12 protein-coding genes and 2 pseudogenes are annotated in these 23,237 nt (G+C 64.9%); 5 read left to right on the top strand and 9 right to left on the bottom strand.

The window, feature by feature from the left end; genetic code table 11:
- Window positions 1-2: 2 nt before the first annotated feature.
- Together D6Z43_RS23070 and cpaB are read right to left on the bottom strand one after the other, a co-directional pair.
- Window positions 3-1,250: a type II and III secretion system protein family protein gene (locus D6Z43_RS23070; protein ID WP_371924429.1), complete on the bottom strand. Its 1,248-nt coding sequence runs from the start codon at window positions 1,248-1,250 to the stop codon at window positions 3-5.
- Entirely contained in the window at window positions 1,247-2,179 is a 933-nt protein-coding gene (gene cpaB / locus D6Z43_RS23065; RefSeq protein WP_120654340.1) for a Flp pilus assembly protein CpaB, read from the bottom strand. Before cpaB ends, D6Z43_RS23070 begins: the two co-directional genes overlap by 4 nt.
- A 392-nt stretch (window positions 2,180-2,571) precedes the next feature.
- Between cpaB and D6Z43_RS23060 the strand changes: the two genes are divergently transcribed.
- Both D6Z43_RS23060 and D6Z43_RS23055 read left to right on the top strand, forming a co-directional pair.
- Window positions 2,572-2,748 (top strand): Flp family type IVb pilin, encoded by a 177-nt coding sequence (locus tag D6Z43_RS23060; protein ID WP_120654339.1) that lies wholly within the window; start codon window positions 2,572-2,574, stop codon window positions 2,746-2,748.
- Window positions 2,749-2,824: 76 nt separating this feature from the next.
- Window positions 2,825-3,238: a response regulator gene (locus D6Z43_RS23055; RefSeq protein ID WP_120654338.1), complete on the top strand. Its 414-nt coding sequence runs from the start codon at window positions 2,825-2,827 to the stop codon at window positions 3,236-3,238.
- A gap of 51 nt (window positions 3,239-3,289) precedes the next feature.
- Here D6Z43_RS23055 and D6Z43_RS23050 read toward each other — a convergent pair whose 3' ends face one another.
- A complete protein-coding gene (locus D6Z43_RS23050) occupies window positions 3,290-4,960 on the bottom strand; it encodes a ShlB/FhaC/HecB family hemolysin secretion/activation protein (protein ID WP_120654337.1) in 1,671 nt (556 codons plus the stop codon).
- Between the two features lie 75 nt (window positions 4,961-5,035).
- Window positions 5,036-7,018: a collagen-like triple helix repeat-containing protein gene (locus D6Z43_RS23045; protein WP_120654336.1), complete on the bottom strand. Its 1,983-nt coding sequence runs from the start codon at window positions 7,016-7,018 to the stop codon at window positions 5,036-5,038.
- A 247-nt stretch (window positions 7,019-7,265) separates the two neighbouring features.
- Between D6Z43_RS23045 and D6Z43_RS23040 the strand changes: the two genes are divergently transcribed.
- Together D6Z43_RS23040 and D6Z43_RS23035 are read left to right on the top strand one after the other, a co-directional pair.
- Window positions 7,266-7,712, top strand: a complete 447-nt coding sequence (locus D6Z43_RS23040; protein WP_120654335.1) for a DMT family transporter — start codon at window positions 7,266-7,268, stop codon at window positions 7,710-7,712.
- An 85-nt stretch (window positions 7,713-7,797) separates the two neighbouring features.
- Complete coding sequence (locus D6Z43_RS23035) at window positions 7,798-8,928, top strand: GGDEF domain-containing protein (RefSeq protein ID WP_120654334.1); 1,131 nt, start codon at window positions 7,798-7,800, stop codon at window positions 8,926-8,928.
- Between the two features lie 213 nt (window positions 8,929-9,141).
- Here D6Z43_RS23035 and D6Z43_RS23030 read toward each other — a convergent pair.
- The 4 genes and pseudogenes from D6Z43_RS23030 to pbpC all read right to left on the bottom strand — a co-directional run.
- Window positions 9,142-9,476 (bottom strand): annotated as a pseudogene (locus D6Z43_RS23030) (transposase); the annotation flags it as partial.
- A gap of 241 nt (window positions 9,477-9,717) precedes the next feature.
- Window positions 9,718-10,446, bottom strand: a complete 729-nt coding sequence (locus tag D6Z43_RS28820) for a methyl-accepting chemotaxis protein (RefSeq protein WP_371924428.1) — start codon at window positions 10,444-10,446, stop codon at window positions 9,718-9,720.
- 135 nt (window positions 10,447-10,581) lie between these two features.
- Window positions 10,582-11,547: pseudogene (locus tag D6Z43_RS28815) on the bottom strand (cache domain-containing protein); the annotation flags it as partial.
- A 232-nt stretch (window positions 11,548-11,779) separates the two neighbouring features.
- Entirely contained in the window at window positions 11,780-14,122 is a 2,343-nt protein-coding gene (pbpC, locus tag D6Z43_RS23020) for a peptidoglycan glycosyltransferase PbpC (protein ID WP_120654332.1), read from the bottom strand.
- 501 nt (window positions 14,123-14,623) lie between these two features.
- On the opposite strand from pbpC, the gene D6Z43_RS23015 reads away from it, so the two are divergent.
- Window positions 14,624-18,259, top strand: a complete 3,636-nt coding sequence (locus D6Z43_RS23015) for a cadherin-like domain-containing protein (RefSeq protein WP_120654331.1) — start codon at window positions 14,624-14,626, stop codon at window positions 18,257-18,259.
- 65 nt (window positions 18,260-18,324) lie between these two features.
- On the opposite strand, the gene D6Z43_RS23010 is transcribed toward D6Z43_RS23015, so the two are convergent.
- On the bottom strand, window positions 18,325-23,229 hold the full coding sequence (locus tag D6Z43_RS23010; RefSeq protein WP_120654330.1) for an alpha-2-macroglobulin: 4,905 nt from the start codon (window positions 23,227-23,229) through the stop codon (window positions 18,325-18,327).
- Window positions 23,230-23,237 lie beyond the last annotated feature (8 nt).

The raw sequence follows: 23,237 nt of genomic DNA, 5'->3' as shown, positions 1-23,237 counted from the left end.
CCTTACTCCGACAACCCGGCACGGCGGTCGAAATCGCCACGCTCGTTGAGGTAGAAGTCGAAGAAACCCGGGTCGTAGCGACGCAAGCGCTCGCCCGGCAGCTCAGGCAGCTGTGCGTCCACCGCCAGCGGTTTCACCAGGCGCGGGGTGACGATCATCAGCAATTCGCGATCCTCACGGTCGATCCGCGAAGAGCGGAACAATGCGCCGATCACTGGCAGGTCGCCGAGGCCGGGAAACTTGTCGATGTTGGCAACGTTCTGGCTGCTGATCAGGCCGCTGATGACGAAGCTCTCACCGTCGGCCAGGGAAATGCTGGTGTCGGTGCGCCGCACCTTGAGTGCCGGCACCTGGGTACCGGCAATGCTGATACCGGAACTGAAGTCCAGTTCACTGACCTCCGGCGCCACCTTCAGGGAAATCCGCTGGCGCCCGACCACGGTAGGGGTGAGGGTCAGCCGCACGCCGAACTCTTTGTACTCGATGGTGATGTCGTCACCATCGCCGTTAGGTACGGGAACGGGAAACTCTCCACCGGCCAGGAAGCTCGCACTCTGCCCGCTCAACGCCACGAGACTCGGTTTGGCCAGCGTGTAGGCGAAGCCGCTGTTCTCCAGGGCATTGATGAAACCCAGCACCTTGCTGCTGCCGCCCCCCCAGATGATGTCGAAGCCACCAGTGGGGCTACCGAAAGTGCCGTCGAGAACGCCGCCCGGCGTGACGGTGATGTTGTTGAGACTGCCCGGCGCACCCAGCACGAAGAGGTTGGAGCCCTGGCGCACCAGCGAGGTACTGGCCTGTTTGAGCTTGCCCCGGCTGACCTCGACGAAGCGGATATCGGTCTGCACCTGGCTCGTCACGGCGTCCTCCGCCATGGGCTCGGCCAAGGATGCCTCCAATGCCTTGCTGGCCGCGCCGCCAACATAGAGCAGGCTGCGGCGCGGCTCACGGCTGCAGCCGGTCCAGACCATCAGGCTGGTGGCGCCGCCTTTCTTGCCCGTGATCAGAAAGGATTGCTTGTCGGCGAGTTGGACATCCGCCACAGCGGGGTCACCCACCGCAATGCGGGTAATGGCCAGCGGGTAGCTCATGAGCTCCTGGCGACCCTGCCCCACTTCCACCACGCCGGGGGCCTGGCCCAGCGCGTCGCAACCCGGCGCAGCCCACACGCCCAAGGGCGCACAGCCAAGCAGGGGAAAGATCATGGATACGATCCAACGCTTCATTTCAGGCGTTCCTTGCAGGGTCAGGGGATCTGGCGTGTCAGATCAGCACCGCGGTAAATGGCGACTCCCGGTCCTTTGCCGGCGGAGACGACTTTCGGCGCGGGCGTTGGGGCGCGGCGGGGCGCCGGCGAGGCGGCCAGTTGTTCGAGGGGAATGAGGTGGCGGCTGGCACCGTCTAGGGGGGCGGCGCCAGGTTCACCAGCCTGGTAGCGCTCCAGCAGGCGTTCGTCGGCGCTGCGTACCGCCAGGCGCAGGGAGCCGGCCTGGCTGGCCAACATCAGCCGTGTCACCTGTTGCTCCGGGACCGCCAGCACAGCAGTCGCGGGGGACCGGCGCTGGGCTTTCTCTTCGTCTTTCGCAGGTTGGCTGGCGCGCCCTTCGGAATCCGGCCCCAGGTCCTCGCCGAAGCTCAGCAGGCGCAAGGCTGGCACCGCCACCTGGGCGCTTTGCTGACCACTGCCGCCTTCGCCGCGCAGGAACAGCAGCACGTCGACATAGTCCCCCGGGCGCAGGTGGCCACCGCCGCCCACGACTTCATCCACAGGCACCGCCACGGCGCGCTCGTCCGCGCGGATCATGCGGGCCAGCGGCCCACCGGCCTCGAAACTCGCCGGGTTGAGCCAACTGCCGGCCGGAACAGGTGTCCAGGGCCGGCGACCGATCACGTCTTCGACCTTGCTGAAGCTACCCGGCGGGGCGATGCGCAGTTGTTCGACGCGCAGGTCTTCGGCCGTGACAGCCGTAAACGGATCAAGAAGGCGGGCGGCGACCACGACAGGTGTACGCAGCTTGTCGGCGGGATCGTTGGACTGGTTGGAAGATTCGCCAGGAGCGGTCGGCGAAGCCATTTGAGCTGCCTGCGGCGCGCGGCTGAGCACTATCCCCCAATATCCGGCCAGCAAGGCGCCCAGCAACAGCACCGCGGCCAAAGCCATGGTCATCCGGCTATTCATCTGGCACTCCCTCTGCCGTGAGAACTACAGGCCCCTGCGTATGGGGGCATCTTCACCAGGCGGTCTGCCAGCAACCGCCAATCCACTCTTCGTCTATTGCCCTGAAACTCTGTTTAGCAGAAGTTTTCACGACGCAAGGAAAATTATTTCGGGCTCCTGATAGTCATTTTCAGGCGCACTAAAATTGCGCATGCATATATACAAACTTCGTCTCTACAGATGACTCACCCCCCAATTCCGGGGGATATTTCACCCACTTCCGGGTGAAAAGCCACAGTCGTCGAAACCTATACCTTTGGTATTAATGCTTTCTTACAGTTGCATCACCGAAAACTGTCGACAACGCTCAGCTTGCCTCAGGCAACAAACCACCTGGCAAGGAGCTTACAACCATGTCCCTGAAGTCTCTGCTCAAGAAGTTGGTGAAGTTCTCAAAGGAAGAAGAGGGTGCATCCGGACTTGAATATGCAATTGTCGCCGCCATGGTCGCCGCGGTAATCGTGACTTTCAGCGACACCATATCGACCTGGGTCAATACTACTTTCACAACCATCACCACAAATCTCTGATCGTTTAGTCAAAAAAACAAATAACTCAAAAAACCTCAGAACCATCAAGGAATAAACGCAGGCAGGAGGCCCTCCCATGAGCCAGTCCCCAATGCTGCGACAGCAGTTGCTCCTGGTCGACGACGAAGAAGACATCCTGCAGGAACTGGCAGAGATGCTCGAAGGCGAAGGCTTCTACTGCCACACCGCCACTTCGGTCAGGAGCGCGATAGACCTTTTGCTGCTCCACCCCAACATTTCCCTGGTCGTCACCGATCTGCGCATGCCCGAGGAAAGTGGTATGCGACTGATCCAGCGACTACGTGCCCATACCAACAAGCAACACCTGCCAGTGATCGTGACCTCAGGCCATGCCGACATGGACGACGTGATCGATGTGCTGCGCCTGCATGTCATCGACTTCTTCCGCAAGCCCATCTACCTGGAACGTCTGGTGGAAGTCATCAAGGACCAGTTCCCTCAGCCCCAGTTGAAACTGGTCAGCAACTGATACAAGCGAATCGAAAGAAAAAGGCCGCCCGGGATGGCGGCCTTTTTGTTGCTACAACTGGTAGCTGAAACTCAGGGTCACACGCGGGCTGCGGTTGCGGCTGTCGAGGGCTTCGTCCGACATCGGCCTGGCTACCTCCAACGCGACGTTGTAGTAGTGCGCGTCCCCCATCCTCACACCCGTTGCCAGGGACGAGAGATGCGAGCGGGGCAGAGGCTGCTCGTTGAACCAGGCCTGCGCGGTATCGACCACCACGTAGGGCTGAAGCAGGCGAACCCAGCGGCCCTCTCGTCGATGGCTGTAGTTCAGCTCAACGGCCGCACCCCACCCCTTGTCGCCTGATGCCTGGTCGCTCGGGTAGCCACGACCGAAGTTCTGGCCACCGAACACCGCCTGCTCCGCATCCGGCAGGCTGTCTTCGCTCCAGTACAGCGCGGCGGACAGCACGCCTTGCCAGTTCTTGCCGAAACGTTCGCTCTGCACACCGGACAGGCGCAAGCGGGTGAACTCCAGATCGAACAGGTCACTGTCGGTGCGTGCGCCCAAAGCATCCATTCCCCGATAGAGACCGGCGCTGAGAATGCGCAGACGGCGATCATCGGAGCGGCTCCAGTCGCCCTCGAACGCGATGGCGCGCAGGTCGGTATCAGCATCGATGCCGAGGGGGAAGCCGACCACCTCGTAGCGTACCCGGTCGTTCACGCCATAGAGGCGCGCGCCGAGGCTCAGCCATTCCTTCTGTGCGGCGATGACCGGATGGCTTACGCCAATCGAGAGACGGTCGTTGTTCAGGTGACGCTCCAGCTCCAGACCGTTGGCCAGGCGCAGGTTGTCTTCGGGCTGGCTGCGGTAATGCGAGCCATAGAGGTTCAGGCGCGTGCCATCGCTACCCAGGTACTGGCTGTAGTCGAGCCGGTAGTAGCGCTCGTCGTCTTTACCGGGCGGTGCCAGCACGCTGAAGCTGACCTGCTCGGCCATGGCGGTCTGGGCGTTGCTGGAGAGCCCCAGCACCGCCTGCGCACTACCACGATTGTCTTCGCTGAAATTGAGGCTGCTGGTCCAGGGTTTGCGCGATGCCTGTATCTGCAGGCGGCTGGCGCCATCGGTAGTGGCCGGCGGCGGCACCCGTGCGATCAGGGTGACGCCGGGAACGCGCGCCATCAGGCTGGTGTAACGCTCGAAGGTCTTGCGGGTCAGCGGTCGCTCGGCCTGCAACCTCGCGACGAGTTTGTCGACGTGGGCGCGCACGGCGCCGATGTCGCCCTCGACCTGGTAGTCCTTTACATACCCCTCCACCAATACCACCCGCACCCTCCCCTGCTCGAAGCCTTGCACCGGGAGGAACGCGTAGGACAACAGGTAGCCATCGCCCTGGTAGCGCCGGGTCAGTCCACGGGTGGCTTCGATCAGTTCGCCCAGGCTCACCTCGCGACCCACAAAGGGCTGGTAGATCGCATTCAACTGGGCCGAGGGGTAGATACTGCCGCCCTCGATCCTCACCTCACGAACCCTCACGCGGGTACTCATCATCAGCGGCTGCGGTTTAGTCGCCTCCGGCAATTTGAGCGAAGGCGCCTTGGGCCGATAGGCATCGGTCGGCAGGTTGGGGGCGGGTAGCTGACGTTCGATTTCGTTGCTGTTGAGATAGACCGGACTCTGTTGTGCCTGGGCATGGTTGAGCACCACGCAGCCAAGTGCGAGCAGTACTGCTGAAGCACGCATGGGTCACTCCCTGAGCGCGTCGCCGGATAGGGCAGGAGAGCGCCGGGCTCCGCTCGGGAGCCCGACGGAGGCGGGTCAGTTCCGCTGGCCACCCAGCAGGCCGGTGCCGAGACTGCCGCTCACGCTACCGGTGACGCTGCCTTGCAGCGTGGCGCCAAGGCCGCCGAGTGCGCCGCCCGGCGCGCTGCTACCACCCTGGAGCAGGTCACCGACCTGTTCGACGACCTGGCCGGCACCATCGACCGTTTGCCCAACCTGACCGACTACCGGGTTGCTGCTGGAGGTGTCGACTTGCTGGCCAAGGCCGGCTACGGCGCCCCCTACCTGCTGCACCAGATTGCCGGCAGGGTCGCCCAGTCCGGTGCTCGCACCCAGTTGCTGCGTAGCGCCATCAACGCCCTGAACCACTGGAGTCAGTGCGGCGCCGACATTGCTGGTGACCGCAGCCACCGGTACGCCGACAGGGCTATTGGTGATGCCGTCACCGCCCACGAGGGTGCCGAGGGATGCCACCGTCTGCCCGGTTTCCAACACGGCGCCGCCCGCTGCGCTGACCAGGCCGTTGTTGCTGCCGGCGTCCAGGCCGCCACCAGCCCCGGCTATCACGCCACCAGCGGTTTCCAGCAGGTTGTCCACGGGGGTGGCGATGCCGGTCTGCTGGCCGAGCTGGCTGGTGGCATCAGTCACATTACTGACCACGGCATCCAGGCTCGCCTGCGGCGTGTTGCTGCCTTCCTGCTGGTCGAGCAAGCCGCCACTGGTGGACAGGGCATCGCCGGTCTTACCCAGGGTGTCGCCGACAGCTTGCCCCACGGGGTTATCGACGCCATCGGCAACTGTGTCACCTACCGTGCCGAGGGTGTCCCCGACCTTGTCCAGCAGGCCGCCCACCGGCTCGTTAAGCCCGGTCGCGGTACCGAGTTTGCCGGTGACGCCTTCCGCCAGGCTGACCACGGGCACCAGCCTGGCGCCGACGGCACCGGTGACCTCACCCAGCGGGCCGGAAGTCGCGGCGGTGTCCAGTGTGTTGCCGAGCATGGAGACCTTTTCGCCAACGCCATCCACCAACGTGCCCACCCTGTCGGTCACGCCACCGACGGCGTCGCCTAGTACCGGCAGATGCTGCACGGCGGATGAGTCGGAGAAGGCCTTCACACCATCGCCCAGAGCCGAAACGCCTTCGCCCAGATCGTTCACCGCTTCACCCACCGAAGCAACGGTGGTGCCCAGCGCATTGCCGTCAGAACCCAACTGACCAACGCCATTCTTGATGCCATCGCCCAGGCTATCAGTGGCCTGGCCAACGGAAGACAACAGATCACCCGCGCCCCCCGTGAGGTCCTCGTTACCGGCGAGCGGGATGTTGCCGACTACCTGGCCCAGTTGCTCGGCCGCGTTGCCAGCACCCGAGACGATGCCCCCGGCGTCCTGCAGCACTTCGGCAGTCACCAGGCTGGGAACAGTGGTTCCGCCGCCACTACCGCCACCCGAGCCGCCTCCAGTTCCGCCACCTGAGCCTCCGCCGGTACCGCCATCCACCACGCCACCGCCCGTGCCGCCACCGGTACCGCCTCCAGTACCACCACCGGTGCCGCCTGTGCCGCCATCCACCACGCCACCGCCCGTACCGCCACCGGTTCCGCCTCCAGTTCCACCACCGGTACCGCCGCCTGTGCCGCCATCCACCACGCCACCGCCCGTGCCGCCACCGGTACCGCCTCCAGTACCACCACCGGTTCCGCCTCCAGTTCCACCACCGGTGCCGCCGCCTGTGCCGCCATCCACCACGCCACCGCCCGTACCGCCACCGGTTCCGCCACCCACCACGCCGCCGCCACTCCCTCCTCCGACGCCACCATCCACCACTCCACCGCCAGCGCCGCCATCGACACCCGTTCCGCTATCAGTGCCAGTCGAAGCATCCGCTGGCGTATCGCTGCTCGCGCTGTCCACGAAGCTCTTCGAGCCACCGCCGCCGCTGCTGCACCCGGTAAGGGAAAACACCATTGCCAGGGTCAGGGCAGTGCCCAGATTGATCCAACTCGTCTTGTTGTCCATTTGCTTCCCTACCTCGTCATGCCTATTCGCAGGGGCCCCTCAGCCCCGTACTCCTGGAGCCATGACAGTTCACGAAGCAGCCATCGACAATCTTCGACTTGGTATTAACAGTTTGTATAAGGCGCCCTGCAGCCCACGAGCGGCGTGGGCTGCAGCGAAAAGACAGCCCCTCGTCCGGCGATCAAAGCGCTATCCGTGAACGACGTCGGGCATACTATGCCCCCCTCGAATTCCCCCGGAGATCGCCATGCCCAAGGCCTGGTGGCTGCTCGCCCTGCCCTTCGTCGCCGGTGCCTTCCTGCCCCTGCAGGCCGGCATCAATGGCCAACTGGCCAAGCAGATTTCCAGCGTCATGAGCGCTGCCCTGGTGTCCTTCGTGGTCGGCACCCTGGCCTTGCTCACCGTAGTGCTGATACAGCGCGAGCTGCCGACCCTCGATGCGCTCAAGGGGGTGAGCTGGTGGCAGTGGAGCGGTGGCCTGCTGGGCGCCGTATTCATCGCCACCGCTGCATTCGCAGGTCCGCGAATTGGCGCGCTGCTGTTCATGACGCTGGTGCTGGCTGGCCAACTGAGCATGGCGCTGACGCTGGATCACTTCGGCTGGGCCGGCTTCCGCGAGGCCCCCATCAGCATCGGCAAACTGGCCGGCCTGGCGCTGATCGTCGGAGGCGTCTGGCTCATTCGTCGGGGATAAACGGCAGCGATATCAATCTGATGTCAATGCTGAGAGAGAACGGCTAAGCTCAGCCGACCTCTGCTGTATCTGTGATCACAAAAAGATGACCGATGCCGATTTACCCCATTCCCCAGAGCGGTTCAGCCTCTGGCGCGAAGTGCAGGACACCCGCACACGCACAAGACTCGGCGGCGTCTATTACCTCCTGGCCTGGCTGCTCTGCTGGCTGTTCAGCGCAGCCCCCATGGGACACCTGGCCGTGGGGCTGCTCGGTAGCGGATTCTTCGCCCTGATGCTGGCAGCGCGCCTGCTGCACCATCCACCGGCAGAAGGAAGCGAAGCCGAACTGCAGCACTGGCTGGACCGGCATTGGGGCGTGATCCTAGTGTCGTCCATCGGCTGGGGCCTGGCCCACGCCTGGGTACTGCTGGCGCCCGACTTCCACTCTTCCAGCCTTATCGGCACCCTGGCGACCATCGCCTTCAGTACCGCGATGGCCTTCAACTTTGCCATGCGCCGAAGTCGCGCAATCATCGCCATCCTGCTGTTGTACCTGCCGGGCCTGGTCGTTCTGGGTGTTTCCGCGGACGGTTCGCGTGCCGAGCTGGTCACCCTCACCTTCTACCTCAGCTACCTGCTGCTGGCGCTGAATCGCAGCCACCGCGAGTACGGCACCATGCTCGCCCTGGAGCTGCAGTTGCTGGAGCAGCGCCAGCGCCTGGACACCCTGAGCCGCACCGATGGCCTGACCCAACTGGGCAACCGCTACCAGTTCAACAACCTGTTCCCGGCCATGTGCGCCGCCGCCCAGCGCCACGGGAGCGAGCTGTCGTTGCTGCTGATGGACATCGACTTCTTCAAGCGGATCAACGACGAGCACGGCCATAGCATGGGCGATGCCTGTCTGCAGGCGTTCGGCGAGCGCATGCGCGAATTCTTCCGCCGCGACAGCGACGCACTGCTGCGCCTGGGGGGCGAGGAGTTCGGCGTATTGATGCCCGATACCAGCATGGAACAGGCCCGCCACCTGGCCGAACAGTTCCGCGAGGACCTGGCCAATCGGGGCTTCCAGCTTGGCGACCAGCATTTGCCGGTAACCACGAGTCTGGGTCTCGGTTGCCTCGACGAGCGCGACGCTGGCAGCGCCGAAGCCTTCTTCAAGCGTGTTGACGATGCGCTTTACCGCGCGAAGGCGCTGGGGCGGGACAGGTTGGAGATGGCCCAGGCCGTGTAAAAACACAGCGGGTGATGGATAGCTGGATGCTGGATGGTTTTAGCAGCGCCCAGAGGCCCTTTGGGCGCCTGGCGTGTCGATCCGGGTCATTCACTGATTCGGGCACGTGCGGCTTCCGCGATGCTGTGCGACGCGTTCAGCTGGCCGCCAATGGGGTTTCAGGCCTTCATCGCTGCCAAAGCGACCCGCTGCGGCCGCGGCCGAGGTCTTGGCCTTTCGGAAGTTGGCGATAGTCTTGAAGTCCGGCATCAGGCGTCCGGTCAGCCACATCAGCTCAACGTTGCGCTGTGCCTCGCGTTCGGGGCGGCGACTGGACTGGATGCGATTAAGGTAGCCGAGATGTAGATCTTCAACAGAACAGCAGGATGGTAAGCAGGCCGACCGGTTTCCGCGGGGACGATACCTTCGAAACCCAGTCGGCCAAGGTCGAGTTCATCGTCGAACACATCGCCGACCCGCACCGGGTTGGTGTACGCCACGTAATCATTCAGGCTCTCGGGCAACAGCGTGCTTTGGCCTCGACACTCGCCCGGGATGAAACGCTTCATGGACTGCCCCCGCTACGAAACCCGCCGGCAGCATAGCAAGGGCACGAGCCACGTTTTTACACGGTCTGGGCCGAAAGTTGACCTTGTGGGAGCGTTATTCCCTTTAGGGTGCGCCGTTCGCACCGATTGATTACCGAGGATGAGCTCGGACTCGGTGCGCATGGCGCACCCTGCACGTTAAGCAGAGGCACCTTGTGAGGGCGATTTCAATCGCCGGGCAGGACGCAGTCCTGCCTCGTCATCACAACCTGAACTTGCCCACCTGTTGCGCCAGGTCGCCAGCCAGGCGACTGAGGGTCTGGCATTCCTCCCGGCAACCGCGCACTTCGCTGGCCGTAGCGTGGGCCAGGTCGGCGATGCCCTGCACGTTACGGTTGATCTCCTCGGTCACCGACGACTGCTCCTCGGTGGCCGCCGCAACCTGGTGGTTCATGTCACTGATGCGTTCCACCTGATCGGTAATGGCGCCCAGGGAGGTGCCGGTGCGCTGGCTGGCTTCGACACCGGTGCCGGTGGCAGCCTGGCCGGCGTGCATGGAGTGCACCGCGGTTTCGGCGCCGTGCTTGAGGCGCTGGATCATCTGCTGGATTTCATCGGTGGAAGCCTGGGTGCGGCTGGCCAGGGTCCGCACCTCATCCGCCACCACGGCGAAGCCTCGCCCCATCTCGCCGGCGCGCGCAGCCTCGATGGCGGCGTTCAACGCCAGCAGGTTGGTCTGTTCGGAAATGCCACGGATCACTGCCAGCACCTGGTCGATGGAAGCGACCTGGCTGGCGAGCTCGCTCACCGCAGAAGCGGCGACGCCGATCTCGTTGGACATCTTCTCGATATGCCCAACCGACTCGCCGACTACCTGGCGCGCCTGCAACGACTCGTCGCGAGCCTGCTGCGAAGCTTGCGCGGCAGTGCCGGCATTGCGGGCGATCTCCTGCACGGTGAGCCCCATCTCGTGCACCGCGGTGGCCACCATGTCGGTCATTTCCTGTTGCTGGCTGGAGCGGCTGGCTGTGTTGTCCACCACTTGCGCCACCTGGCCGACCACCTTGTGCAGGCGCTGGCTGGTATCCAGCACTTCGCCGATCAGGCTGCGCTGGCTTTCCAGGAAGCGGTTGAAGCCACGGGCGAGATCGCCCAGCTCATCGGCACGGGACTCGTCCAGGCGACGGGTGAGATCGCCACCGCCACCGCCGATCTCAACCAGTGCCGCAGTGACCTGGCGAATAGGTCGCACCAACCCGCGCGCCAGCACCACTACCAGCAACAGGCAGAGGGCAAGCACACCGAAGCCGGCGAAGCTGCTGGTCCACATGGCCTTGCGCGCCTCGGCGTAGATTTCCGCTTCGGGCACTTCGCTCACCAACTGCCAGCCAAGGCTTTCCAAGGGGCGGGCCAGTGCCAGGTAATCCTCGCCATCGCGGGTGAAGTGAATTGCCCTGCCCCCGGCGGCCAACAGCTGGGCAGCCGAATCGGCACCGAAGACGTCGGCCAGGCGGGCACTGCCGTTCAGGGCGGCGTCAGGATGCACCTTGATGTTGCCTTCGCTGTCCATCAGGAAGACACGCCCTCGCTCGCCGAAGCGGAAGTCGCGGATCATCTCGGACATGGACTGCAGGCTGTAGCCCAGGCCGGAAACACCGAGCGTCTTGCCGTTGCGGCTGATGCGCTGGTTGATGAACAGGGTCGGCAGGCGGGTGCCCTTGTCGATGTCGATTTCCAGCACCCGGTTCCGGTCGCTGTCCACCAGCTTGTAGAACCACTGGTTCTCCGGCTGGCTGCGGTCGATGGTGCGTGCCAGCCCCTGCCCCGTGTAGTAGTGGCCGCTTTCCAGCACGGCGATGGAGGTGGTAGTGGCGTTCTGTTGGGCGCGCACACCTTCCAGGTAGCGGGTGAATGCTTCGGCGCGGGCCGCCTCTTCGCCTTCGGCCAGCCAGTCCTGCACCAGCGCGTTCTCCGCGATGCCGGCGTTGGCGGTAATCGGGGCCGCAAGGGTGCGCTCCAGGGAGTTGCCGATCGCCTGGACGCGGGCGGGCAAGGCTTCATCCAGCAGGTAACGTTCGGTCAGGCGGTTCATCAGCACCGAATAGATGCCAATGACGATGAGGATGCCGGCGAGCAGGGCCGCGCCCATGCTGAATATCAGCTGCCACTGAATACTGCGTTGCCAGAGGCGCATGGAGTTGTCTCCTTGGAGGTCTTGTTTGGGGCGAGACGAGGGCGGGAGATTGTATACAAATTGTTCGACAATAATCCCGTTCTTTGCCAACAAGACTTATCGGCGCGCCAGCGAAAACTTGAACGACTGGTCAGTCCGTGACGGCGAACTCCAGACGAGCGGTTTGTCCAGCTTCATCCAGCACGCTCAGCTGGTGCCGGCCGCTGCGCTGGAACTCCTGGTTGAAACCCTCCTCCGCCGCCGTGGCGGTGAGCGGCGCGCCGTCGAGGAACCACCAGCGTCTGCCACTGCCACCGAGGGTAGAGAGCGTGAGGCGCAAGGGTCCGGCACTGCCCGATGGACGGCGCAGCTGGTCACCATCACGCACCCCGACGATGGACAACGGGGCGGCAGGTGGCGGCAATTCTGGCGGGCAGGCCGGGTCCATGATCGGCAGGCGCGCTGCCCGACGTTCACGGCGCGGCAGCCAGGGTTCCAGGGGCGCCGGCCAGAGCACGAGCTCGCGGGCCTTGGCGCCGCTGCAACCGGCGGCTACCTGGCGACCCGCGGCGTCCACCCAGAGGGGCTGGCGCAGCCCCAGGCCGAGCGGCTGATCGGCCGCCAGCAGCGTTGGAGGGGTGGTACCTTCCAGGGTCCAGGCAAAGCGCTGGCGACGGCAGTTCAGATCCCCCTTGGCCATGGGCTGCCCCAGGGGCCAGCAAATGGCGGCCACGCCGACTTCAGACGGCTGCGGGTCCTCCGGTTGGGCAATGCCGCGCTGGGTGTCGCGATTCACCAGCAGGTCGTGCACCTGCAATAGCAGCGGTGCGGCTGACGCCAGGCCGAACTGGCCGGGAACCGGTGTGCCGTCGGGGCGGCCGATCCAGATGCCGATCAGGTAGCGCGGGCCGACGCCAATCGCCCAGGCATCTCGAAAGCCGTAGCTGGTGCCGGTCTTCCAGGCCAGCACCGGCCGCTGGGTCAGCCGCGCACGTGGGTCACGGTCCGGCCGCGCCTGGCCAGCCAGGATACGGCGGATTATCCAGGCGGCACCGGGAGACAGCAGGCGCCGCTCCTGCAGCGCATCCTGGGGTTGCAACCGCAGGGGGGCGACGCGGCCCTGTCGGGCGAAGGCGCTGTAACCACTGACCAATTCCTCCAGCTTGCTGCCAGCACCACCGAGGATCAGTGCGAGGTTGGGCTCGCTGGCTGCCGGTAGCGCCAGAGGCACGCCGACATTGCGCAACTCACCGGCAAAACGCTTCGGGCCAAATGCTTCCAGCAACTGCACCGCAGGCAGATTGAGCGACATGCCCAGTGCTTCGCTGGCGGACACCGGGCCGATGAAGCCTGCAGCGAAATTGCCGGGGCGGTAGTCGCCGTAGCGTCGAGGCACATCCTGCAGCAGGGATTCGGAATGAATCAGCCCGGCGTCCAGGGCCATGCCATAGAGGAACGGTTTGAGGGTGGATCCGGGGGAGCGCACCGACTGAACCATGTCCACATGGCCGTAGCGGCGCTCGTCGGCGATATCGACCGAGCCCAGGTAGGCCCGCACAGCCATGCTCTGGTGCTCCACCACCAGGATGGCCGCCGAGGTGCGCTCTGGAAGTCGCGCTCGCCAACCCAGCAACAGGTCTTCCAGCCGTCGCTGCAGGGCGGCATCGAGCGTGGTGCGGATCAGGGGCGGACTACCGGCCGTGTTCAGCCTTCTTGCCAGCAACGGCGCCAGACTGGGCTCCTGCCGTGGCGCCAGCAGCACCGGTTCTTCCATGGCTTCCTGCACCGCACCTTCCGGCCACACCTGGAACAGCGCGAGGCGCCGCAGCACCTTGTCACGCGCGGCCTGGGCGCGCTCGGGATGGCGGTCGGGCCGCAGCCGGCTCGGTGCCTGGGGCAGCACAGCCAATAGCGCCGCCTCGGCCCGCGTCAGCTGCGACGGAGGTTTGCCGAGGTAGGCCCAACTGGCCGCCGCCACACCTTGCAAGGTTCCGCCGAAGGGGGCGCGGTTGAGGTAGAGCGCGAGGATTTCGTCCTTGGACAGATGCCACTCCAGCTGCGCAGTGCGCCAGAGCTGACGCAGTTTGCCGGCGAAGGTCCGGGAGTGCGGATCGAGCAGCCGCGCCACCTGCATCGACAGGGTGCTGCCACCCGACAGCACGCGCCCGCCGGTGAGGTTGAGCCAGGCGGCACGGACCAGGGCCAGCGGGTTCACCCCAGGGTGCTGGTAGAACCAGCGGTCCTCGTAGGTGAGCAGGGCCTCCAGATAGTAGGGCGAAACTTCCCCCTGGCCCACCGGGTAGCGCCACACACCGTCTGCATCGGCGAAGCGCCATAGCGGCGTGCCGTCCTCAGCCAGCACCACACGCGCCAGGTCGTCCCCGGGCAGGGGCAACGGGAACAGGCGATCGGCGGACCAGGGCAACGCCAACATCAGCAGCGCTATCAGTAACAAGGGCCGGCGCAAGAGTTGCCGGAGTCGGCCTGACCTCATCCACGCCATCCTGGCGGATTCCGGGTCAACCTGAAGGTACCGGGCCATGTCGTCTCCAGGGCAAGTCCGCAGCAGGGAGCAGATGGTCGTCCCATCCGGCCTTCACCACAAGCCACCCCGTTCCGCGAGCTGAGTGTCATCACATCGCCAGTCAAATTTCCGACTCTATCTTGCCGTTCGTCGTGATTTTGACCGCCAGTACTCTTCACCCCAAGGCGCACCTTTACAGCGGCTCGGGCTCCTCCTAAACGAATATCAAACTGACATTACAGTGCTTTGGCCGTCGCTGTAGTCGGTGCCTCTCATCCCCACGGTCCCTTGCTCACTTCAGGAGTCCATTACATGGGTGCTCGCAGATTCCTGCGCGCCGCCTTCGGGCTTCGCGCGTCCCGGCCACCGCGGTTGGAGCCCGTTGAGCAGGCGGCCCAGGCCCCGCCTGGTACCACTGACTCACCCTGGTAGAGCCCACAAGACCAATAAATTCAACGCAAGGAATTCAGCATGGCCATCTCCACCGTCTCATTCAGTAATACCCCCCAAGCGAGCGGCGACAGCTTCCTCTACGAGAATCTGGTGCGGGACGGCCTCGACTACATCTGTCTGGATGTCATGGCGAACGACCTGGGCGGCAAGGCCAAGACGCTCTACTCCCTGGACGATGGGGTTACGGCAGATGGCAGCACGGAGACCCGGACGCAGATACAAGCGGACCTGCTGGCCCATGACCAGGATTGCCTCAGCGCCTATGGCGCCCACATCTGGATCGGCCAGGACCCGCTGGATGGGAGGGTCAAGGTTCTCTACGACGCCAGCGCGCTCCTCCAGAGCGAGGAATACCGGAGCCTTTCGGCCGGCGAGTACCTGACCGACAGCTTCACCTACGCCATCCGCCTGGGGAACGGCACCCTCAGTTGGGCCACAGCATCGGTGCGAATCGCCGGCGTCAACGACGCCCCGGCGGTCAGCGGCCCGGTAACCCTTGCGGCCATCACCGAGGACAGTGATGCACGCCTCATCACTCAGGCCGAACTGCTGGCTAATGCCTCCGATATCGACGGTGATGGGCTCACCGCCAGCAACCTGCAGATCAGTTCAGGCAATGGCAGCCTGGTCAGCAATGGCGACGGCACCTGGACTTACACCCCGGCGCTGAACGACGACACTCAAGTGTCTTTCACCTACACCGTCAGCGACGGTTCGCTCAGTGTTTCCGGCAGCGCCAGCCTCGACATCACCCCGGTCAATGACGCCCCCACCACTACCCCGGTGATCCTGACGGCCATCGCCGAAGACAGTGGCGCGCGCACCATCACTCAGGCCGAACTACTCGCCAATGCCACCGACATCGAGGGCGACGAACTCACCGTCAGCGACCTGACGATCAGCAGCGGCGGTGGCACCCTTGCCAACAATGGCGATGGCACCTGGAGCTACACCCCGGATGAAAACGACGATACCGAGGTGAGCTTCAGCTACACGATCAGCGACGGCGACCTCACCGCCGCCGGCAGCGCCACGCTGGATATCACCCCGGTCAACGATGCGCCCACCACCAGCGAAGTGACCCTGGAAGCCATCGCCGAAGACAGTGGTTCGCGCCTGATCACCCAGGCCCAATTGCTGCTCAACGCAGCGGACGTCGACGGCCCTGCCCTGACCGCCACCAATCTGCAAATCAGCTCCGGTAGCGGCAGCCTCGTCGATAACGGCGACGGTACCTGGAGCTATACGCCAGCACTGAACGACGACACCGCAGTGAGCTTCAGCTACTCGGTGACGGACGGCCTACTCAGCACCGCCGGCAGCGCCACGCTGGATATCACCCCCGTCAACGATGCGCCCACCACCAGCGAAGTGACCCTGGAAGCCATCGCCGAAGACAGTGGTTCGCGCCTGATCACCCAGGCCCAATTGCTGCTCAACGCAGCGGACGTCGACGGCCCTGCCCTGACCGCCACCAATCTGCAAATCAGTGTCGGGAGCGGCAGCCTGGTTGATAACGGCGACGGTACCTGGAGCCATACGCCAGCACTGAACGACGACACCGCAGTGAGCTTCAGCTACTCGGTGACGGACGGCCTACTCAGCACCGCCGGCAGCGCCACGCTGGATATCACCCCCGTCAACGATGCGCCCACCACCAGCGAAGTGACCCTGGAAGCCATCGCCGAAGACAGTGGTTCGCGCCTGATCACCCAGGCCCAGTTGCTGCTCAACGCAGGGGACGTCGACGGCCCTGCCCTGACCGCCACCAATCTGCAAATCAGCGCCGGGAGCGGCAGCCTGGTTGATAACGGCGACGGTACCTGGAGCTATACGCCAGCACTGAACGACGACACTGCCGTGAGCTTCAGCTACTCGGTGACCGACGGCCTACTCAGCACCGCCGGCAGCGCCACGCTGGATATCACCCCCGTCAACGACGCCCCGGTCAATACCCTGCCCGGTGCCCAGACCACCCCGGCAGGAACTCCGAAGAGCATCAGCGGCCTGAGCATTGCTGATGTGGACGCCGCCTCAAGCAACCTGACTGTGACCTTCCAGGTCGCCCACGGCAGCCTGTCCGCCCAGTCCTTCTTGGGCGGCGCATCGATTACCGGCCTCAATACCTCGACACTTACCCTCAACGGAACGCTCACCCAGATCAACGCGACACTGGCCGCGAACATCAGCTACCTCTCCGCTGCCAACTTCAGCGGCGAAGACACGCTGACCATGACCACCAGCGATGGCGCTGCCAGCGACGTCGACAACCTGGGGATCACGGTCACAGCTACGCAGGTGAACGCCGCGCCGGTTGCGACCAACGATGTGCTCTACGTATCCAACAACACCGCTGCCTTCAATCCGGCCAATGGCACTGGCATCGTCTTCTCGGTCGCCGCCTTGCTGGGCAACGACGTTGATGTCGACGGGTCGTTCCTGTCCCTCATCGGTCTTGGTCAGGGAACAGGCGCGATTTCCGATGTGAAGTTCATCGAAGGCTCGAACAACAGCCTGATTACCTTCGCCAGCGGCAATAACCCGGCCGCCCCCTTTGGTACGTTCACCTACACCCTTTCGGACAATGCCGGCGGAACGGCCACCGGATCGGTAACGGTAAATCTCGTCTCCACCAACGGCGGCTCGAGCGTCAACCTTTCCGGCAACAGTTACCAGGCAGCGTTTCTCGACGGCGGCAGCAACGTGGACGCCCTGACCGGAGCGGCCGCGAGTGATCTGTTTGTCGGTGGGAATGGTGCGGACACGCTCATCGGCGGTAGTGGCGAAGATCGCCTGCGCGGGGGTGAAGACAACGACACGCTGGATGGCGGTGACGGCATCGATATGCTCGATTTCTCCGATGCCACCGGCTCAGTCACCTTCACCCTGAATCAGGGCAGCAATCCGGCTGCTGGCACCAACGGTTTCTGGAACACGGGAGCCCTGGCCGGAATCGGCACAGACACCTACAAGAACATGGAAGGCGTGATCGGTTCGCGCAACAACGACAACCTGACCGGCAGCAGCGGCAACGACATTCTCAGGGGCGGCAGCGGAAACGATGCCCTGGATGGCGGTGCCGGCAGCGACCTGCTCGATCTGTCGGACGCCACCGCAGCCCTCAACTTCACGCTGGTGCAGAGCAACAGCAACACCGTCGTCGATTTGTCCGCTGTTGGCCTGGGGTCCGACACCTACAAGAACATGGAAGGCCTGATCGGTTCGGCATTCAATGACAGCCTGACCGGCAGTGGCGGCGCCGACGAACTGCGTGGCGGTGCCGGCAACGACACGCTCGATGGCGGAACTGGCAATGATGTGCTGTACGGTGGCCTGGGCGCGGACGTGCTGATTGGCGGCGGCGGTACTGACCTGTTCAGGTTCAATAGCCTCAGCGAGGCTGAGGACCGCATCTCCGACTACAGCGCGGCCCAGGGAGACAAGCTCGATTTCTCGGGACTGCTCGGCACCAGCTTGCTGCCGCAAGCGATCGCCAATTACGTCAAGGCGGTGCAGGTAGGCAGCGACATCTCCGTGCAGGTGGATGTCGACGGCAATGGCGCAGGGGCGACGTTCGTTGAGGTGGTCACCATTACCGGGGTCCAACAGGTAACGGCGACCTTCGGGGGCGGCGACCACATCATTCCGAGCTGAGGGTCTTCCCCCTCTCCCCGACTGGGAAAGGGGGAATCACGTCTGGGCAGGGTATCCCTCTGCCCTTACTTGCCTCTTACCACCAGTTGCTCCGGCGCATCCCCGAGGGCCTGCCAGTTCGGGCGGTACATGGATTCCACCGTGGGCGGCGGAACGCGGTACTTGCCCGGGGTGACCGCGCGGGCCAGGTACAGCAGGTGGGTGGTGCCGTATTCGCCGACATCCAGGGCCGCTACATAGCGGTCGTCACGGAACTCCTGGTGCTTGATGGCGGCGTTCTGCATGGACTTCTGCCACTCCTTCACCGCACCGCTGGCGTCATCGAGGCTGGCGGCGCTCTGGGCGAGGTTCTGGTTTTCCAGCTCCAGGCCGGCGGGCAGCAGGTCCACTACCAGGGCATCAGGCACCCGTTCTTTCGCTTCGATGGTCAGGTGCACCAGCACCAGTTCACCGCTGTCCAGGGCGTTGAGGTCGAGGCGCTCGCCATTCGCGCCGAGGAACTCACGGCGGATCGACAGGTTTTCGCCGCCTGCGGCCGGAGCGGCCAGCGGATACCCGGAGAGGGTGAGTTGCTGGTACAGCGGTTCGGCACCGGTGGAAGCGATGTTCAGCGGCTCGACCAGCAGGGCGCCATCCAGCTTGATTCCCGGCATCTGGTTGCTCAGCTCGCGCTGCTGACCGCCCGCGCTGAGCTGTGCGCTCCAGTTCGGTTCGGGTTTGCCCAGCAGGCCACGTCCCGCCAGATAGAGTGCGTTGCGCTCCTGGGTGGACAGCCAGCGCTCGCCGGCTACCAGGTCGGCCAAGTCGAACAGGCGTTGCTCGCGTACGCCTGCAGCGAGGTCGTGCTCTTCCAGCAGGGCCAGGATCAGCGCCTGGTCGCGCAGAGGGCTGCCGTAGTCGGCCAGCCAGTCGTGGCTGTCACGCTGAATCCGCAGTCCCAGTTCAAGGGCCTGATCGGCGCGTGGTGCGTCGCCCATCAGCTGGAAGGCTACCGCCAGTTGCACCAGCGGCAGACCGGAGCGGGCATCGGCACGGCGTTCCCAGAGGCTGCGCAGTGCGCCCAGCGGCGCCTGCTGGCTGCGCGCCAGGACATAGCCGGCATAAGCCTGTACGGCGAACCGGGTGTGGTCGGCATTCTGGCTGTAGCTGACCTCGATCAGGCTGCGCTCCTGCAGGTAACGCAGCAGGCGTTCGCTGGCTTTTTTCAGGGCTTCCGGTGGCACGGCGAAGCCCTGGTCGCGGGCGCGCAGGAGGAAGTCCGTGACGTAAGCGGTCAGCCAGTATTCCTCTTCGCTGTCGGCGCTCCACAGGCCGAAGCTGCCGTTATAGCGCTGCATGCCCAGCAGGCGCTCGATTCCCAAGTCGATGGATTTTCGGCGCGCGTCGTCCGGCTCGCCCTCCAGGCCGAGCCGCTTGAGGGACGCGGCGTCGGCGTACAGCGACGGGTACAGTCCGCTGGTGGTCTGTTCGGCACAACCGTAGGGATAGGCCTTGAGCGCGCGGACCTGTTCACCGAGGTTCAGCGGCGGGCGACTGGAAAGCTGCAGCAGGGCCTCGCGGCCATCGGGCTCGTAGGCATCCAGGGTTCCAGCCGGCAGGCTCCAGCTATCGCCCTTGAGCACCGCACGGAACTGCCTGAGCTGGGCCGGATAGGCCGGTCGCACGCCGAGCGTCCATTCACGGCTGAACGGCGGCAGGTTCTCGCCAGGAAGCTCCAGGCCATTCACTGTCACCTTGAACTGACCCTGGCCATAGCCACCTACGGCACGCACGGGGATACGCAGGGTGGTGCGCTGGCCGTCGGCGAGCTGCACCGGCACGGCCTGGGTACCGCCGCTCTGGGTGAGGTCCAGTTGGCCGGCACTTTCCAGCTCGATGTCCAGCCGCTGGGGTTTGCCGGAGAGGTTGGTGAGGTCCAGCGCCAGGGTGGTCTGGTCGCCACCGGCGAGGAAACGCGGCGCAGCGAGTTCCGCCACCAGCGGCGCAGCCACCACCGTCTTCGCCTCGGCCATGCCGTAGCGCTCGTCGGTCCAGGCCTGGGCCATCAGGCGCAGCTCACCATTGAAGTCGGGAATGTCGACGCTGATTTCGCCCTGCCCCTGATCATCCAGGGTGACCGGCGCACTCTGCAGGGCGACTATGGTGACGCTGGTCTGCGGGCGCTTACCGCCACCGGCCAGCGCCGCGTCGCCACCGAAGGCCATGCTCGCCAGGCGGCCCTGTCCGGCTTCGATCAGTTGGCCGTAGACGTCGAGCTGGTCGGCGCCGTAGGCCTTGCGGCCGAACAGGCTGGCGAAGGGATCGGGCGTGGCATAGCTGGTGATATTGAGGATGCCCACGTCCACCGCGGCCACCAGAACGTTCACCGACTTCGGCACGCTGCCATCGGCGTTCTTCGCCTGCACCTGGATCTTCAGTGGCTGCTTGGGCCGCATCTTCTCCGGCGCGCTGAGCGTCAGCGCCAGCTTGCGCGGTGCCCGTTCCAGCGGCAGGTGCAGCAGGCCCACGGCGCGCTTGGGCGTGACACTGGCCTTGCGCTCGCCGGGGCGGATCACCAGGGCGCTGACATAGAGGTCGTGGCGCGCCCACTCCTTGGCGACCGGAATGTCGAAGCTCTTGCCTTCGGCGGGCACGTCGATGGGTTGCCACCACAGCGGGCCCTCGGCGGATTCCACCAACAGGTAACCGCTACCCGCGCTGGGCGGCGTAACAGTGACCTTGGCGGTGTCTCCAGCGGCATAGCCCGGCTTGTCCAGCGCCAGTTTCACCTGGTCGGGCCGTACCGCGCCGCCTTCGGCGTTGTCCTGCCAGCGGTAGCCGGCCCAGAAGCGCAGGCTGCTGGTGATACCGGTGGCCGGGTCTTCCACCTCCACGCGATAGGGGCCCCACTCCACCGGGAAGCTGACCTTCGCAGTACCGCCGGCCGCTACCTGCACCTGCTCTTCGGAGAGGTTCAGGTACTTCTCGTTGTAGTGGTAGGTCCAGCCGTCGCTCTCGGAGTAGTTCCAGTAGTAGTCGCGACGCTCGCGCACCAGGCGCACCTTGACGTTGTCGGCGGCCAGTTTGTTGCCTTCGGGGTCGGCGACCAGTAGCTCGAACTCGGCCACGCTGTCGGCATCGGTCTCCTCACCATCGAACAATGCACGCACGCCCGGCAGGCGATCGGCCGGCCACACAGGCTGCACCAGGCGACGGGTGATCGGGCGGCCGCCGGATTCCTGCAGGCTGGCCTGGAGGATCAGTTGCAAGGGCGATTTGGCCTCGGCCCAGCGGGTGTCGATGCTCAGTTCGGTCTTGCCGTCGGCATCGAGCTGGGTTTCGTCCACCTCGATGTCCTGCGCCAGTTCGCCCTCGGTCACCGATCCGAACTGGTAGCCGGGCAGCGCCTTCACCGCTTCGCGCAGCGGTCGCACATAGAGCTGGCCAGTCAGGCGGTTGCCCGAGGCCGGCGCGCCATAGAGGTAGCGGCCACTGACCTGGAAGCGGGCATTATCAGTGGGCGCGAAGGGCTGGTCGCTGCCCTTGAGTTCCAGCGCCATGCGCTCAGGCAGGAAGTCTTCCACGAGGAATTCGTAGAGCTGCGGCTTGCCATCGCCCAGGTCGAACAACAGTTGCCAGCGACCGGTAGGCGCCTCGGCGGCGAGCGGCAACTGGTACTGGTAGAAACCGCCCTCTCCGGCTTCCCAGACGAAGCGGCGGCTGACCTGTTCATCGGGGCGGCGTACTTCGACGGTGACGGGCTGGTCCTTCACCGCCCGGCCATCGGCATCGCGCAGCAGCGCATTGAGCAGCACGGTCTCACCCGGACGATAGAGGTCGCGCGGGCCGAAGACGAAGAACTGCAGGGCGTGGCTGGCCGGACCGGCGATGTCGAACTCGGCCAGATCCAGCGCGGGTGCGGACAGGCGCAACAAGCTGGTCTGCTCGTCCTTGCGGGCGATCAGTACCTCGGCCTTGGGCGCCAGGGGGATTTCGGCGTGACCCTTGCCGTCGGTCTTGCCTTCGGCCAGCACGCGCCCCTCGCCGTCCAGCAGCTCCAGGGCGATATCGGCTTGCGCGGCGCCACCTTCCAGGGCCTGGGTGAAAACATCCAGGCGGTCGCTGTAGCGGTGGGCGGAAAGGCCGATGTCACTCAGGGTGAAAAGCGTCGCCGGGTTGGAATAGGCGTAGCTGCCTGACTCTTTCATCACCGCCAGGTAGACACCCGGTTGCTTCATCGGCTCGAGGTTGGCGATGGGTAGCAGCAGGGTCTCGCGTGTATTGCGCGCGGGCTTGAGATCGAAGCGACCGGAGTAGACCAGGTCGGCCATCTTCAGCAGCTCGCGAGCCTCCCACACGTCCAGGGCGCCGCGCTTGCCCCAGCGGGCGAGGAAGCCCGGCAGGGATTCGGACTTCACGCGGAAGAAGTCCACATCCACCTTGTCGACGTTCAGCGCGATCACCGGCAGGCCTTCGGCGAGGCGCGTGGGCAGCAGCGAACCACGGCTGGCGAAGCCGACGGTCGCTTGCAGGTCGCGGGTTTCCAGGCGGGTGATGTGTTCGTCGGCGAGACGCGCGTCGTTCACCGCACGCAGGCCGGGGTCGATGGTCAGCACCAGCTTGCGCTTGGGCTCCAGGTGACGCAGGCGCAGCTCCATCAGGTTGTCGGAGAGCTCCCAGGCGCCGTCCACCTTGCCGTCCTTGCTGTCCACCAGGTGCAGGCGCTCGGCGAACGTCTGCTCCGGGTCCAGCGGCACAGAGAAGGTCACCGACAGCGCACTGGCGCCGTCGAGCTGCACTTCGGACACATCGATCACTTTCAGCTCACGGCCGGCGTAGCGCTTGGCCAGGGCCGCGGTGTCGACGGCCGGGCGCGCTGCCTGCTCGATTTCGGCAGGTGGCGACTTGCTCGCCGCTTGCTCGGGGGTGGAGGAATCGCAGGCGCTGAGCAGGCTCAGCACCACGGCCAGAAGTAGTCCTTTCTTCGGCATGGCAGGCT

Source organism: Pseudomonas sp. DY-1 (assembly GCF_003626975.1).
In the GTDB taxonomy this organism is placed as follows: domain Bacteria; phylum Pseudomonadota; class Gammaproteobacteria; order Pseudomonadales; family Pseudomonadaceae; genus Metapseudomonas.
Note: the sequence above shows the minus strand (reverse complement) of the source record. Positions and strands in the feature narration are given on the sequence as shown.

What these genes read in the sequence shown, in the direction of transcription:
- cpaB (WP_120654340.1), bottom strand. Translation starts at nt 2,179, where the DNA reads ATGAATAGCCGGATGACCATGGCTTTGGCCGCGGTGCTGTTGCTGGGC.
- D6Z43_RS23060 (WP_120654339.1), top strand. Translation starts at nt 2,572, where the DNA reads ATGTCCCTGAAGTCTCTGCTCAAGAAGTTGGTGAAGTTCTCAAAGGAA.
- D6Z43_RS23055 (WP_120654338.1), top strand. Translation starts at nt 2,825, where the DNA reads ATGAGCCAGTCCCCAATGCTGCGACAGCAGTTGCTCCTGGTCGACGAC.
- D6Z43_RS23050 (WP_120654337.1), bottom strand. Translation starts at nt 4,960, where the DNA reads ATGCGTGCTTCAGCAGTACTGCTCGCACTTGGCTGCGTGGTGCTCAAC.
- D6Z43_RS23045 (WP_120654336.1), bottom strand. Translation starts at nt 7,018, where the DNA reads ATGGACAACAAGACGAGTTGGATCAATCTGGGCACTGCCCTGACCCTG.
- D6Z43_RS23040 (WP_120654335.1), top strand. Translation starts at nt 7,266, where the DNA reads ATGCCCAAGGCCTGGTGGCTGCTCGCCCTGCCCTTCGTCGCCGGTGCC.
- D6Z43_RS23035 (WP_120654334.1), top strand. Translation starts at nt 7,798, where the DNA reads ATGACCGATGCCGATTTACCCCATTCCCCAGAGCGGTTCAGCCTCTGG.
- D6Z43_RS28820 (WP_371924428.1), bottom strand. Translation starts at nt 10,446, where the DNA reads ATGGTGGCCACCGCGGTGCACGAGATGGGGCTCACCGTGCAGGAGATC.
- pbpC (WP_120654332.1), bottom strand. Translation starts at nt 14,122, where the DNA reads ATGAGGTCAGGCCGACTCCGGCAACTCTTGCGCCGGCCCTTGTTACTG.
- D6Z43_RS23015 (WP_120654331.1), top strand. Translation starts at nt 14,624, where the DNA reads ATGGCCATCTCCACCGTCTCATTCAGTAATACCCCCCAAGCGAGCGGC.
- D6Z43_RS23010 (WP_120654330.1), bottom strand. Translation starts at nt 23,229, where the DNA reads ATGCCGAAGAAAGGACTACTTCTGGCCGTGGTGCTGAGCCTGCTCAGC.